The organism is Runella aurantiaca (assembly GCF_003339505.1).
In the GTDB taxonomy this organism is placed as follows: Bacteria; Bacteroidota; Bacteroidia; order Cytophagales; family Spirosomataceae; genus Runella; species Runella aurantiaca.
This window is the reverse complement of sequence record NZ_QPIW01000007.1, coordinates 96,713-111,623: the sequence shown is the minus strand read 5'-3', so window position 1 is coordinate 111,623 and position 14,911 is coordinate 96,713. Positions and strand designations below refer to the sequence as shown.

Below are 14,911 nucleotides of genomic sequence, written 5' to 3'. Positions count from 1 at the left end.
ATAAGATGCAATTGACGCTGATTTATCGTTTTTAGCGGATTCGTTTTTTCTGTTCATTTTTATACTGGAGCGGAGAAATGCCCGTGTGACGTTTAAAAATTTGATGAAAGTTAGATAAATTTCGAAAGCCGCACTCTAACCCAACCTGCGCTACACTAAGATCAGAATTGCCGAGAAGCTTTCTGGCGTGACTGATGCGAAAACTATTTAGAAATTCAACATACGTTTTCTGCGTTCTTTTTTTGAAATACCGACAAAATGCAGGAACGGTCATGTGCGCCGTTTCGGCCACGATTTCTAGCCGAATTTCTTCCTGAAAATGCCTCAATGTAAACTCAATGATGCGTTTCATACGCTCGGTGTCTGCGTCGTCGGGTGCGATTTGGTAGGCGGTACTGGCCAATGTTTCGGCAGAATTGTCCTTCGCTAAAGCCAAAAGAATGCCCAAAAATGAAATAAAGCGGACACCTTCGGGCAAATGCGGCAGTTGGAGAATATCGTTTTCTATTTGCTGGGTCGTTTCGCTACTAAACCTAATGCCCCGCGCCGACCGTTTCATTAATTCTTGAATAGACTTAAATTCGGGTACTTTTTCGATGAAATCATAAACCAGACTTTGCGGGAACTGTATCACCACCGATTCTGCCCACAGCGCGGGATTGGATTGATAAAAGGCCTCATCATTTCGCCAAAAATGGGGGAGGTTTGACCCCAACAAAACCAAATCTCCTTCGTAAAATGGCCCTATATGATCCCCCACAAACCGCTGTCCGTGGCTTTTTACAATAAAAGTAAGTTCACATTCGGGATGGTAATGCCATGGTGCGTCGAAAAACGCCATTTTGAAACCACGCGCCAAGTAAGAAAAAGAACCTTCGATGCTTAGCTTTTCAAGTTGTGGTTTCATCGCTTCAAGTGGTTAGGGATGTAATTTGAAAAATATCAAATATTTGCCTTGTTTGTTATTATATAATCTATTTTAAGTTAATATACCATATATTGTAATCAAAAAAGCGTATTTTCTCATTTTAAAAATTCTGTTATTTTGTATCAACAGTTCAGCTAACCATCTATACTTATGCTCGCAACAATTGGTACCACAGTTTTGAAGGAAGAACTAAATACTCCTTACTCAGTTTCGCCCGAGGCCATTGCATTTTATCAGGAATTTGGCTACGTCAAACTCAAAAATGTGTTGAGTCCCGAAGTCCTTTCGTATTACGGGGACATTATTACTGATCTGGTCTTTAAACTTAATAAATTGACCAAACCGATGGAGGAGCGCACCACGTATGAACGCGCCTTTCTGCAAATCATGAACCTTTGGCGGGAAGACGAAACGGCCAAGGAATTTGTGTTTTCGAAGCGCCTCGCCCAAATTGCCGCCGACTTGATGGAGGTGGACGGGGTTCGTTTATACCACGACCAAGCCCTCTACAAAGAACCAACGGGAGGAATTACGCCTTGGCACGCCGACCAGTTTTATTGGCCGTTGGCTTCACCTAAGACCGTAACCGTCTGGATTCCTTTGCAGGCTACACCGATGGAAATGGGCCCGTTGGCGTTTGCCGAAAAAAGCCAAGCCGTTGAGATTGGGCGTGACCTTGAAATTAGTGACGAAAGTGAAGCTTTGATGTCTCAAAGTCTGACGCAATTTAATCTCAACGAAGGTCCGTTTGAGTTGGGAGAAGTGAGTTATCACGCAGGTTGGTTGTTTCATCGCGCAGGACCCAATGTCTCTACAATTGCCCGTAAAGTAATGACGATGATATACATGGACAAAGACCAACGTGTGATGCAACCCCGAAACAGCTATCAAACTGCCGATTGGGAAACATGGCTGGCGTCGGCGCCCGTGGGAGGTGTCCCCGATAGTCCGCTGAATCCGATTTTATTCAGTCGTTAAAAAGTAGAATTGACTAATAATAACCCCAAAAAATGCCCCCAAAACTGCAATTTGCCCTTTTCTGGCGCGATGTACTTGATTTGTTTTATCCAAATCTTTGTAGCTCTTGTAAGGCTCAGTTGGTGGGGAATGAGGAGTGTATTTGTACTAAATGTCGGGCAAATCTACCTCGTACGCAGTCGCATTTGGTGAAGATTCCCGCTCTAGCGGAAAAATTTGCTGGGAAGGTACCCGTGGAAAATGTTTACTCCTTTTTAAAGTTTGAAAAAGGAGGCGGAGTACAGCGTATGCTTCATCAACTAAAATACGGCAAACGCCCAGAAGTAGGAAAGGTGTTGGGGCAAATCTACGGGTATGAACTTTTGCAGGCCGGAGAGGGTCATTCTTTTGATTGGGTGATTCCGATTCCGCTTCATCCCCGAAAATTATCCCAGCGGGGCTATAATCAAAGCGACCAATTTGCAGCAGGTCTTTCTGAAAGTTTAGGAATTCCGTGGTCGGATGAAATTCTGAAACGGGGCAAATTCACGGAGACTCAAACGCATAAAACCCGCATCGAACGATTTGAGAATGTGTCGGGCATTTTTGAAATCACGCAGCCCGAAAAAATCCAGAACCGACGCATTGCCTTGGTTGATGATATCGTAACGACGGGTTCAACGTTGGAATCGGCCATTATTGAATTGCGGCGAAACGGGGCTAAGGAAGTCTCGGTCATAACGATAGCGGCGGCGTATTAGGAGAAAATAACCCAATAAAAGAGGGGCGACTGCATCTGCAATCGCCCCTCTTTCTATTTCAAAAAACGGAATGCTTATTTATTTCTTCCCGTTGAAATCATTGCGCAACGGAAACCGATGGTTGCGGTAGATGAATCCTGCGACAAGAAGCGACGCGTACCTGGTGAAAGCCAATAGGCTACGTCATTCCAAGAACCGCCTTTGTAAACCCGCAACTTATCATTTACGACAGAGTTGCTGTTTTTGGCATCGTAGCGTTTTTCGTCATCCAGAAAACCATCGCGACGCAGTGGGTTCAAATCTTTGAAGTCCATGTACGAAAGTGGACGATAGACGTCATACACCCACTCGTTTACGTTTCCAGCCATGTTGTACAAACCAAAATCATTTGGCGGATACTTGTAAATTTCTTCGGTAATGATGGCACCATCGTTTGATTTACCAGCAATACCCGCGTAGTCACCGCGCGCCCGTTTAAAGTTGGCCAACATTTGACCTTTGTTTTTGCCGCGAGGATTGCGCAATGATGAGCCATCCCAAGGGTAAATCCGCTGATTGGATTGGTTTTCATCGGCATACTGCGTACCAATCATGGCTTTGGAGGCATATTCCCATTCTGCTTCCGTTGGTAGGCGATAATCAGGCAATACATAGCCGCTTTCTACCGCAGGTCGTGCCGAAGGCGAACTTGCCATCAAAGCCTCTGACTCGGCGGCAGCCTGTCCTTTTTTCTTGCTACGCTTGATAGGAGAGCCTTTCTTGCTTTTGCCGTTGGCTTGTTTAGCCAAGTTGCTGTTCACAAAATTGGTCCGCCATGTAGAATAATCGTTGGCTTGAATCCATGAAATCCCTACTACAGGGTACATACGGAAGCCTGGGTGACGGAAATAATAGGTTACGTATGAGTCATTGAACGACAATGGGTCGTACCAAACTGTGGTATCAGGCAACGCTTTTGCATATACTTCTGCCGACGAATCGCGTTGGGTATAGTGCAAATACTCCAAATAGTGCAAATTGGCAATTTCTGTTTCGTCCATGTAAAATGACTGCACACTCACAGTACGCTCGCGGTTGTCGTGCGTACTCATCACATCTTCTTCCAACGCCCCCATCGTAAAACGACCGCCTTCAATAAAGACAAGGTTGGGTCCTACAACTTGTGACTTGTAAGGTAATACCACAAAACCGTCTGATTCCTGCGAATCTGCCGCACCTTTCTTCTTTTTACTTTTCTTTCCATTCTTAGAGGCAAAGTCGGAGTTTGTAGCCGTACTTTTTTTGCCTGGATTAAGGCTGGAAGGGTGTTTTGACTTACAAGCACTAAACAGCACCGTGGCTGCTAGTACCCAAATCGCCGCTTTCATACTGAATTTGACCATTTAGATTAAATAGTTAATCGTTATTTGATATTCGTTGCTCGTTATTGTGCTACAAGTGATACTCTTTCTTGGTAAAGAATCGGGCAAAAATACGATTATTGCCCAAAATACAACTAAAATTCTATTGATTTGTTCTGTATCAATAACTTTGCCAAACTTAAATAACCCCGATTTTTTGATTATACCTAAGGATTAATCCGTTTAATTTACCGGTCTAATAACGAACATAAAATTGGGTCTATTGTCCGTTCTGATGAGATTTTCAATAAATATTATCAAAGGGTGTTCTGAACAGTTGCACAAATTGGAGCGCCTGAACCTAAGCTCTTTTCTCCTTACGCAATGGGTTTGGAGATGGGTTTGCTTGTTTTGGCTACTTTTTACGTCTTTACAAACAATGGCCCAGTCAAAAATTTCATTTGATACGCTTCAATATGATTTGAAAGGGGCACTTCAATTTTTAGCGGATGCACAGTGTAAAGAAACCATTGAGGGAAAAACGTACGCTGGAGAATGGCCCGCTTACATGCAAATGCATAAACGTTTTGTCATGCTGGGCACGCGACAAAAGTACCGTGATTCCAACAGCTTTACAACGTCGGGTATTTACAACTTATTGTCAGAGATGTACTTAACCGACACTTCTTTGACACAAATCCTGCCGATGTTGCGCGCTTCGTTTCATGAGATTCAAAGTTATGCCACGGAGCAACGGTACAATTTTTGGAAGCTACTACCTCCCAATCGGGATTTGCAGAAAGGCCTCCAACCTAGCCCTGTGCCGTGGGTGCGGCGTCCTACGCATTTCAAACTTAGGTCGCGCTACATAAATAATGCGGCCAATGTCGAAAATGATGCCGACGATACTGCATCGGGAAATTTGGCGGGTTTATATCATCGTCAAATTTTTGGAGAAGAAACAAGTCAGCTGGCTGCTATTGACTCGTTAGTTGATTTCAGTAATACGTCGGAACGTCGATTGGCACCGTTTCAATTATTTGATACCTATCTTGACACGCTCCGAAAAAATCGGCATTGGTATAATTATTTATTTAACGGCTGTGCACATTCGGGAGCGTACATGACTTGGCTAGGGCAGGAGGTTGCTTTTAAAAAGTGGAGCATTGTCAAAACCTTCGGCCACAATCAGATATTTTATTTGAAACAAAGTATTTGTTATCCAAAGCCGTATCTCCCTTATCTCCCCTACGGAACCAATGACGTTGACGCCGTCGTAAATGCCAATGTGCTGACATATTTGGCCCAAAAAGGTGAGTTAGCTTTGAGCAAAGGTACAACGGGCGCTCATCGTTTTATTTATCATCAGGCCGTCAGAAAACGTTGGAGTCGGGCAGGGCACTATTATCCCAATCGGTATCATTTTCATTATGCCGTTTCGCGGGCTTTGGCGGCGGGAGATACCGCCCTGCTCCCCACTGCGCGCTTGATGCTTCAGCATTTGACGGAATCGCAACGGCAGGCAGGAAGCTATCGCAGTCGGAGTCGGGTCAATCATGGCGACGAGTTACAGTCTACGACTTATGCGTTGTTGGCCTTGCTGAATTTCAAAAACATGGGATTAAATGTTCCCCAATCTTCATTGAATAGGGCCGTAAATTTTTTGCGTAGTCAACGGCAATGTGTTGACAATAAGGTGTTTTGGGAAGGGGGTGTTTACTTTTCTGGTGGGACGGTGGTGCGCAATGTGCTTTATTTTACATCAGATGCTTACACAACGGCGCTGGTGGCGCAGGCATTGCAAAAATACATCATGCAGGAAAATCTCAGTCAATCAATCACTGGGCGTGACTAGCCGTCAAATCAGAATCAACAACGGTGATGTGTAGAAGCGTTTGCGCACTTCCGATGGCCAACGCAGTATGGTCGGAAGTGAAAATGGCTTCATATATACTAAATTGGTCGTTGAGCTTTATGCCGAATCGCTTATAATTCCCCGTTTTATTGTCCACCACGATTTGTCCGTCACAGGCGGTATAGAGGTCGTATTTGTGGTTGGAAACCCGTCCCCAAATTAAGCCCGCATCGTTGATAACCTTTTTTTGAGTATTGCGATAAATGCGCCCTTTCTTGCCAATCCAGCCTCCCATTGCTACAAAATCAGTGGCATTTTCAAACTGTATTTCGTGAAATATACTGTTCCCTATTTTTTGTTTTCGTTGCCAGCGGTCATTTTCGAGTGCGTACAGGTGGGTGCGGTTGGGGGTGTACATGAGCGCATAAACCTGTTGATTATGAGGGTTATATTTGACGCACCAAACCATTTTGAACGCATTGCTGTACACTTTTCGCCACGTGCGACCACGGTCGGTGGACTTTAAAATAAAACCTAAAGGGATGGTTTTTTGAGAATGGGCAATGGCGGTATTTCCTCCGCATACAAAAGCCGTGGAGTCATTTACCACCGCCATGTTGTAAAAACAGGCTTTTTCGTACCCTTTTACCTTGATGACCTCCCAGGTCTTGGCCAGAAGATTGTGCTTATAAATAACGCCTTGGTCGGCACAGGCAATTAAATTTTGAGCATCAAAACGGTCAATTTTATAAATATCAACGTGAAGGTTTGGGTAGGAAACATCCGTTAGATTTCCGAGAGAATCACTAGACTTTAATGTGCCATACTTGCCCCCAATCCAGAAGCGATTGCCTACGGGAACTATATCATAAAAAGAAGAGTCTTTAAACGTTTTGCCTTGTTGTAACACCTGAATACGTACTTCCTGCGCTTGGGCGCTGCAAAAAGCGATAAAAAGGGCATAGACGAGCGTTATTTTGGCGGTAAATTTCAACAATGACGAGATTTTCTAAGGGTTCGAGTTTATAGACTTATTTTGCAAAAATAGTCAAGAGACCTTTCTTTACAAACTTACAGGAAGACAACTTCGCGGGGTTTTACCACTATTTATTAAAAGGAAATGAGGTTTTTTGCCTTATTTCCCGCTTCCATTATTTGATTCGGTTGGGGTTTTCGCTGACAAACGCCGACCAGCCACCTTTTTTTGCACCTTTCTTTTTAGAAGCAGCCGAGGGAAGCGCGTTGGCGTGGTAGTGATGACAGATGGCAATGGCCACGGCGTCGGTAGCATCTAGGTATTGGGCTTCCAATTTTTGTTTGAGAATGCTTTCGAGCATATAAGCCACCTGCTCTTTGGAGGCACTACCGCTACCTGTGACCGACATTTTTACGGTTTTGGGCGAATATTCCACAATCGGAATGCTGCGATTGAGGGCGGCGGCCATCGCAACCCCCTGTGCGCGACCGAGTTTAAGCATGGATTGGGGGTTTTTTCCGTAAAAAGGGTCTTCAATGGCCATTTCGTCGGGCAAAAACTCTTCGATTAGCTGCGTGATGCGTTCAAAGATTTTCTTCAGTTTCAGTTCGTGGCTGTTATATTTGTCAAGTTTTAACACGCCGTATTGTAACAATTCAATGCGGTGTTCGATGATACGGATGATTGCGTAGCCCGCAATGCGGGTGCCAGGGTCGACGCCCAAAATGATTTTTTCAGTTGGCTGATTTGATAGGTTTTGTTGCATGATGCAAAGTAACACCCCTTCGTGGTTTTCTCGGCGGTATTCTCTCAAAAAAATCGGATGGGTTTTCAAATGGCTGCTTTTGGGTGCCATGCTTTCTTACCTGTACGTGACAATTCAGGAAAAAGGCCAAAGCTTACAGGATGTCCTTCAATTACTGAGGGAGCGGCTCACCACCAATCATTTTGCAGAATTGGCCTTGGTGATTTTGTTGACCCCGCTCAATTGGGCCTGCGAAAGCAGAAAGTGGCAATTGTTGGCCCAAAAGATTGAGAACATCAGTTTTCTGCAATCCCTGAAAGGGGTTCTGTCAGGATTGGCGCTAGGGTTTATCATGCCCAACAACGTAGGTGATGCCGCAGGGCGGGTGCTGTCGCTTCAAAGTCATCAGCGCCTGACGGGGGTAGGCGCGGCGCTGCTTTCCAACGGTCTGCAATTTTATGCATCATTATTTTTTGGAACACTTGGCTGGGGATTTTTCATAGGCCAGCATGCTACGCTACAAAACTGGCCGCAGCTAACGCTGCTAGGGACATTAACGGCTACCCTGGTTTTTGGTATTTGGTTGATTATCACACGTAAAAGTGCGGAGCGTTACTTGGAGCGTTTCAAATGGTTTCGGTGGGTTGAACCCTACGTTGACGTAATTGCTCAATACGATTTGGTTGAAATTCGTCGGGCTTTTCGTTGGGCGGTACTTCGTTATGGGGTATTTACCCTTCAGTTTGGTTTGTTGCTTTCGATTTTTGACGTTTCGCTGCCCATTTTGACGGCCCTTGCGTGCATTTTTCTGGTATTTTTTGCCAAAACCCTTATTCCTGCTCTCAATTTCTTGGGCGATTTGGGCATTCGAGAAGCATCCTCATTGTACTTTTTTAGCTTTTATAACATTGCCCCCGCCCGCGTGGTGGCCGTAACCCTGACGCTGTGGTGCATCAATATTTTGCTTCCAGTACTGGTGGGGGCATTTTGGATGTTGAAGATGAAGTGGTGGCGGGAGTGATGGTTAAAGTCTTAGACCAAGATGTACCGTTATTAGTGCTGTATTCAATCACACTGCCCGCAGGGCAGGCATTGGATGGAGCCATGATGCTGCCAGCAGTAAGCGTACAATTTGCAGTACAAGTGCTGTTTGTAATCGTCATCTCCTTTTCTATTCTCTGTTTTATTGTTTGTAAAAAAATGACCTCCTAGTAAATAGCCTATATCTGCGGTGGAAACTAGGGTAAAAAAAATATCAGAACCACTACTTCCAAAGGTTTTATCCCATACTTTCACAAGTGCTTGAGCATGAGAAGGGTCAGCAATAATTACTGCATACAGAATACTAAAAAGGAGATAGATATCTTTTCATATCTGGTAGGCCTTAGAGTTTAACCCAGCTTGTGCCGTTCCAATAATAAAAACAATTGTTTCCCTGCGGGCCATTGGCAATGACATAGATTAACAGCCCGCTGATAAGGTTAGTGGTAGGACGGTCGTTAAAATCGAGGCGGGGTAAAAGAACGCCTTTGTTGGGAGAGGTAGCCTCAAAAATAGCGTTTGGGTCGTGGGTGTTATTGATGCCGAACTCTACGTAGTTGGCGGTAGAAGGCACATATCCGTAAATGCCCGCTACTTCAGAGGCCGTAAGCTCTTTGCTATAAAACGTAAGGTCATCAATCTTCCCTTTAAATCCATCATAAACAGGCGTGGGTTTTCTGCCCACATTGAAATTTGTATTGTAAACGGCATTGCCCGTTACATTGCTGAAGGTCTGGACCAATTTGCCATTGAGGTAGAGTTTTAAAGTGCCGGTACCGTCGTACGTACCCACAGCATGGTACCATTGGTTGGTAAGCATATTGGTTGTATCTGGGCCACCCTGGCATTTGTGGTAGAAATACATTCTTTGATTTGAATTTAAACCGAAGTTTAAGCCGCACCCATCTACCCCTATTTCAAGGATTCGTGGATTATAAAAGCCCCATTCGTTATAAAACCAAACTGAGAAGCTAAAAGCACTGGCAAACGAAAAGTTGACGGGCGAAAACTCTACATAGGAGGTGGCTGCGGCATTGGTCGGGTTATTTAAATACAACGATTTGCCTGCAACACCAAATCGGTCTGTTCCATAAGCAACATTCACGGCATTGGTAGGATTAACCCCGTTTCCCGAAGCATCATTGGTATCGCCATTGAAGGGGAAATTAGCAATGATGCTACTTCCGCTAACCGAGTTATTGTAAATGGTAGATACTTCAGCCGGTAAAAGCGGTCGGTTATACACTGCCAAATCATCAATCACGCCTTTAAAGAAAAAGGGGTCCGAGGCGTCAAGTTGAGGAATATTACCGATTATGAAAGGGGCAGCCGAAACATTGGCATTGTAAGATACCGTCGCCTCCTGTACTAATTGACCGTTAATGTACAATTTAGAATTGTTGGCTCCTTCCTGAAACACCATGACCAAATGATACCATTGGTCTAAATTATATTCCCCAGAAGTGATGGTGTGATTGATGGCATTGTTTTGCTTGAATACAAATTTAGTGGGTTGTGTGTAGTTGATTCCTCCATAAAAATTAGCGTTACTTGGTTGATACGCTACCCCTTTACTACAAATAACGCGTGTATAAGGATCAACGGTTATGAAAGAAGGTTTTACCCAAACCGAAACAGACATGGGCTGGCCTGAGGTGGGAGCCAACGCCGAATTATTGCCACAGTTGATGTAATTGGAGACTCCGTCAAAATAATAGGCTTTATCTGCCTGCCCGAAGCGATTGGCTACGAGCGTTGCTCCATAAACTGTTCCGTTATTCCCATTGCCTGATTCATCATTGGCATTTCCGTTAAAGGAATAAGAAGCAATAAGACCGTTAGTAGGTAATTGAGCCATCCCTAGAAAGACATAGCCACATAGAAAAAAAGTGAGTATTGTTTTTTTTAAAGTGCTGATTTTAAGGTCGTTTGTGGCATCTGCCTGTGCGATAAAAAGCAAAATGACAGATTGAATTTTAAAACTTTTCATAGGGAACGAATTAAGATAAAGTTGCCAGAAATATGTGATAGTTTTGGGTAAGGTCTTTCCATTTTCTTCGGGATGCTTTGACAATGGTTTGGTCGGCCAGTAAAATTGTTTTGGTTCCTGGGTTGAATGCTGTAATAAAATGCTGATTGACAATGCAGCCTTTACGGATACGTATAAACTCTTTAGGGATGTAAGGGGCATAAAGTCCGATATTTTTGGCAAACAGAGGCCTTTCACCATTGGAAAGGATAAACCGTGTGTAGTTACCATCACCTTCAATGCGCTGTATCTCATTCCAGGAAAAAGGCAAACAATGTGTGTAAGAGTGAAATGGAATTATAATCAAGTTCATAAGGCAAAGGTGTTTATGTAAAGCGAGATTATTGTAAAAAAATATGTTTAATTGTAGTAGTAAATAAGTATATTGCTTCATTTGGTGAATCTTTTACAGATAATTATGTACAAATATAAATAGCATTGATAACCTTTGTAAATCCCCCTGAAGGGGGATGAATTAAAATAAATTGAGACTTAATTTTGAATAATTTATTCCGTGAGATATAACCAGAATGTAAGATGAAGTTAAACAGCATGTGCGCTTTTCTGTGTTGTCTTATCCTTTTTAGTACAGGAAAAGCTTTTACCCAGCACAAAATATTCCTCTCCAAAAATGAACGTGGGGTATTAATAAAGAGATTGGAAAAGGATTTAAAACAATTGTACGGTCAACCTCCATCTTTTCAGAGAGATACAATTTTATTTAGAAAATTAGATACTTTTTATGTTCAATGGTCTCAATTAAATACTGTTTTGAAGCCTATGCTTGCAAAACAGTCTATTTTAACAGATTCGCTTTTTAAAATTGCCAATAGGAACAAATGGGAGGAAGGTATTTATTTTTCCATGAAATATAAATCTCAGAAACTTGCTTTTGGGGGAAAAGTTGATTCTGCTTATGCGCTTTTATTAGATATTCAAAAAGGGTATGAAAGATTGTCAATTCCTTACCAACAGGCTTGGATACTTATTGCTTTGGCTGAAAAACTTGTTTACAGGGAAATAAAAACACCAGAAGAAATAATCAAAGCAATACATTGTCTCGAAAAAGCCATTACAATTGGTGAAAAATATAAAATATGGGAAGTTATACATAAAGCAAATGCCCATATAGGAGATATTTATTCGATGCAGGGTGATTATAAAAAAGCATTGGTTTATTTTGAAAAACAAATTCCTATGTTTAAAAAACATGGCGATATTAACTTAGGATATTATAGCGAAGGAACCAATTATGCAAATCTTGGAATTTGTTATTTACATCTGGGAAATGAAAAAGAGGCTGTTCGTTTCTTTTATAAATTTTACGGAGTTAATAATCCTGATTTTGGGGGCTACGCAAATTATGTACATCATGCTGTTTTATTAGAGTATAGTAGTTTTTTTATTAAAAAAAATATGTTTAATAAGGCGCTTGAGTTCGAACAGTTATACACGAAAATATTGCCTGAAAGGAATCAAAATGATTATGCTACTCATTACAAACATCTTTATGAAATATACAAAGGACTTTTGAATTATAAAAAAGGATTGTACTACTTTGAGAAGTGGCAAGAAACGAGAGAGAAATTAAAAACTGAAAACCTTAGCAATGAATTTAAAAAAATTGAGTCACTCTACCAATTAGAAAAAAAGAATAATGAGATTGAAGACCTTAGAAAATTGTCTTTGGAAAAAGAGATAGAAGAGCAAAGAAATACAAATATTGCAATTGTCATTTTATTTGTGTCTATTTTTCTAATCTTAGTACTTGTCTTTCGTTCGATAAATTTTAAAAGAGCAATGGTTCAGGCAAAGTTTGAATTGTCAGAACAGAATCAGAAGTTATCCCAACAAATTATTCAAACTCAAGATTCTGAACAACAGCGTATCGCAGCAGATTTACATGACGATTTAGGCGGCACTATTGCAACCGTCAATGCCAAACTCTCTCAATTGGTAGGGGCTGAGTCAATCAGTCAAATAAAGCACGGAATTGTAGATACCTTGAAGATATCTGCAAAAGCGGGAGATCAAATTCGTCAGATTTCGCACAACCTGATGCCGCCAGATTTGGAAAAAGTAGGCTTGGTATTGTTGATTCAGGAGCGAATTGTACAACTCAATGAGAATGAAAAACCACAGTTTAGGTGTCTGATATTTGGTACCGAACGGCGCCTGTCGTTGGAGAAAGAACTCAATATTTACCGAATATTGTCCGAATTGATTCATAATATTCAAAAACATGCTCAGGCAAAAACTGCCTCGGTGCAGTTTTTTTTTCATGAAGATATACTGACCATCACTGTGGAAGATGATGGGGTTGGAGATACCCTTGAAAAAAATCGAGAGAAGAGTTGGGGTATTGGGCTAAAGAACGTATTTTCCAGAGTTAATTACCTCCACGCCCGCCTGCATACCGACAGCAGCGAGCAGGGAACAACGATTATTTTGGAAGTACCCTATGACGCTCCCAGCCAACTCCACACAAATTCTGATCGCGGATGATCACCGATTGTTTAATGATGCCATTGCGGGTTTACTCCGTTCTTCTTTTCACTCTGTACAACAGGTCTTTGATGGCAATTCGTTGCTTTTTTCGGTTCAAAAAAATATGCCTGATTTATTGTTACTTGACATCAATTTGCCCAAATTAAACGGTATTGAAATTGCTAGCAAACTGCGAAAAGATTATCCTGATATTAAAATCATCGTCGTGACAATGTACAATCAGGCTCACGTAGTGGAGTCGGCCATAGCGTTAAATATTGAAGGCTATGTATTGAAGGATTCACCGTCGCAATTGTTGCTTGAAGCCATTGAAAAAGTGCTGTCTGGACAAAAATTTTTCGACCCAAAGCTTCATAAAAAAGTAATCATAAATGACGACGCCTTTACCAATCAATTGCTATTGACAAAACGTGAGCGAGAAGTTGCTGAGAAATTGATAGCGGGCAAAAAAGCCGAAACCATTGCCCAAGAGATGGGAGTGGGCTACGAAACTGTCAAAAGCTACCGGAAAAATATTTATCTTAAATTGGGCGTCAACAGCCTTGCCGAGTTGATTAATCTTATGCGAGACTTGGAATGACCAGTTTTTTGTAATTTCGCCGCATGATATATGCCGCCTTTATTATTTTTTTTCTGTATGCTGTGGCGTGCCTTTGGCTCTGTGCGCAATGGATACGTATTCCGCAACGACCTTCTGATTCAATCCCCGTCCCAAACGATTTTAAATTGTCAGTCATTATTCCTGTACGCAACGAAGAACGGAACATTGGCGTATTGTTGAATGACTTGCAGCAACAGACGTTGGATAAGCGACATATTGAAGTAGTCGTCGTAAATGATGCTTCCTCCGACGCCACTGAAGCGATTGTTCGGGCGTTTGAAGAAGGCCAATTCTTTGATTTAAAGCTTATTTCTTTAAATGATGTTGCGGTAAAGTCACCCAAGAAACGGGCGATAACTGCGGCATTGAAAGTAGCCTCTGGCCAATTGATTGTCACTACAGACGGTGACTGTCGGGTGGGAGCGAAGTGGTTGGAAACGATTGTTCAGACCTATCTGCAAACCAACGCCAAGTTTATCAGTGGCCCTGTAACGTTTTTGGATGAAAAAAATAGTTTTGATATTTTTCAGACCATTGAATTTGCCAGCTTGATAGGTACGGGTGCCTGTTTGCTAGAAGCAGGGCATCCAACGATGTGCAACGGAGCTAATCTTGCGTACCAACGGGCGGCATTTGACGAAGTTGGGGGGTATGAAGGGGTGGACCAGATAGCGTCGGGAGATGATGAGTTTTTACTCCAAAAAATCCATCAACGGTATCCTGGAAGTGCGTATTTTTTGAAAAATGAAGCGGCCATTGTTCGTACTCAACCGCAGGAAAATTGGCGGGCGTTTTATCGCCAACGGATTCGCTGGGCGGGAAAATGGGCCGTAAATCGCAGGCCCGCAACGATGATTGTGGCCGTTTTTGTGTTTGTTGTCAATGCTTTGACGATTGTGTTGGTGGCCAAAGCATTGGGAGAAGAAATGAGGAATTTTGGAATGAATACAATTTTAATTCTTAAATTTCTTCCTGAATTTCTATTTTTGGGTTTGATTATCAGTTTCTTGAAGAAACGTATCTTAGTTTGGTATATTCCTTTAGTGCAACTTTTTTATCCTTTTTATGTGTTGTTTTTTGGACTGGCTGCCCAACAGAAAGAGTATGAGTGGAAGGGGAGGAGATTGCGTTAAAAAGTACAGTTGACGGACAAAACTCACTATTTACAGC

General features: G+C 42.3%; 14 protein-coding genes. 8 read left to right on the top strand and 6 right to left on the bottom strand.

The genetic code is table 11. From position 1 onward, the window contains the following. Positions 1-31: 31 nt before the first annotated feature. Positions 32-907 carry an AraC family transcriptional regulator gene (locus tag DVG78_RS10890; protein ID WP_114461107.1) on the bottom strand — a complete coding sequence of 292 codons (876 nt, stop codon included), beginning with the start codon at positions 905-907 and terminating at the stop codon, positions 32-34. 171 nt (positions 908-1,078) lie between these two features. On the opposite strand from DVG78_RS10890, the gene DVG78_RS10885 reads away from it, so the two are divergent. Continuing rightward, on the top strand, positions 1,079-1,906 hold the full coding sequence (locus tag DVG78_RS10885) for a phytanoyl-CoA dioxygenase family protein (protein WP_114461106.1): 828 nt from the start codon (positions 1,079-1,081) through the stop codon (positions 1,904-1,906). Positions 1,907-1,938: 32 nt separating this feature from the next. Continuing rightward, positions 1,939-2,646: a ComF family protein gene (locus DVG78_RS10880; protein WP_114461105.1), complete on the top strand. Its 708-nt coding sequence runs from the start codon at positions 1,939-1,941 to the stop codon at positions 2,644-2,646. A 74-nt stretch (positions 2,647-2,720) separates the two neighbouring features. Here DVG78_RS10880 and gldJ read toward each other — a convergent pair whose 3' ends face one another. Continuing rightward, positions 2,721-4,028, bottom strand: coding sequence for a gliding motility lipoprotein GldJ (gene gldJ / locus DVG78_RS10875; protein ID WP_114461104.1), 1,308 nt, complete (start codon positions 4,026-4,028; stop codon positions 2,721-2,723). A gap of 397 nt (positions 4,029-4,425) precedes the next feature. On the opposite strand from gldJ, the gene DVG78_RS10870 reads away from it, so the two are divergent. Next, positions 4,426-5,841, top strand: coding sequence for a prenyltransferase/squalene oxidase repeat-containing protein (locus DVG78_RS10870; RefSeq protein WP_114461103.1), 1,416 nt, complete (start codon positions 4,426-4,428; stop codon positions 5,839-5,841). Here DVG78_RS10870 and DVG78_RS10865 read toward each other — a convergent pair. Together DVG78_RS10865 and ruvC are read right to left on the bottom strand one after the other, a co-directional pair. Continuing rightward, a complete protein-coding gene (locus DVG78_RS10865; RefSeq protein ID WP_147277048.1) occupies positions 5,825-6,835 on the bottom strand; it encodes a WD40/YVTN/BNR-like repeat-containing protein in 1,011 nt (336 codons plus the stop codon). The genes DVG78_RS10870 and DVG78_RS10865 overlap by 17 nt on opposite strands. A gap of 157 nt (positions 6,836-6,992) precedes the next feature. Continuing rightward, the gene (gene ruvC / locus DVG78_RS10860; RefSeq protein ID WP_114065373.1) at positions 6,993-7,583 is read right to left on the bottom strand and encodes a crossover junction endodeoxyribonuclease RuvC; all 591 of its coding nucleotides are present in this window, start codon (positions 7,581-7,583) and stop codon (positions 6,993-6,995) included. Here ruvC and DVG78_RS10855 point away from each other — a divergent pair. Both DVG78_RS10855 and DVG78_RS10850 read left to right on the top strand, forming a co-directional pair. Further along, on the top strand, positions 7,582-8,583 hold the full coding sequence (locus DVG78_RS10855; protein WP_114461101.1) for a lysylphosphatidylglycerol synthase domain-containing protein: 1,002 nt from the start codon (positions 7,582-7,584) through the stop codon (positions 8,581-8,583). The genes ruvC and DVG78_RS10855 overlap by 2 nt on opposite strands. Continuing rightward, entirely contained in the window at positions 8,511-8,774 is a 264-nt protein-coding gene (locus tag DVG78_RS10850) for a hypothetical protein (RefSeq protein ID WP_147277047.1), read from the top strand. Before DVG78_RS10855 ends, DVG78_RS10850 begins: the two co-directional genes overlap by 73 nt. A gap of 172 nt (positions 8,775-8,946) precedes the next feature. Here DVG78_RS10850 and DVG78_RS10845 read toward each other — a convergent pair whose 3' ends face one another. Then, a complete protein-coding gene (locus DVG78_RS10845; protein WP_114461099.1) occupies positions 8,947-10,593 on the bottom strand; it encodes a LamG domain-containing protein in 1,647 nt (548 codons plus the stop codon). 10 nt (positions 10,594-10,603) lie between these two features. Then, the gene (locus DVG78_RS10840) at positions 10,604-10,945 is read right to left on the bottom strand and encodes a LytTR family transcriptional regulator DNA-binding domain-containing protein (protein ID WP_158550004.1); all 342 of its coding nucleotides are present in this window, start codon (positions 10,943-10,945) and stop codon (positions 10,604-10,606) included. Positions 10,946-11,169: 224 nt separating this feature from the next. Here DVG78_RS10840 and DVG78_RS10835 point away from each other — a divergent pair, with 224 nt between their 5' ends. The 3 genes from DVG78_RS10835 (at position 11,170) to DVG78_RS10825 (ending at position 14,874) form a co-directional block, all read left to right on the top strand. Continuing rightward, positions 11,170-13,137, top strand: coding sequence for a tetratricopeptide repeat-containing sensor histidine kinase (locus DVG78_RS10835; protein WP_114461097.1), 1,968 nt, complete (start codon positions 11,170-11,172; stop codon positions 13,135-13,137). Beyond that, on the top strand, positions 13,094-13,720 hold the full coding sequence (locus tag DVG78_RS10830; protein WP_114461096.1) for a response regulator: 627 nt from the start codon (positions 13,094-13,096) through the stop codon (positions 13,718-13,720). The genes DVG78_RS10835 and DVG78_RS10830 overlap by 44 nt, the downstream gene beginning before the upstream one ends. Positions 13,721-13,866: 146 nt before the next feature. Then, a complete protein-coding gene (locus tag DVG78_RS10825; RefSeq protein ID WP_229598197.1) occupies positions 13,867-14,874 on the top strand; it encodes a glycosyltransferase in 1,008 nt (335 codons plus the stop codon). Positions 14,875-14,911: the final 37 nt, after the last annotated feature.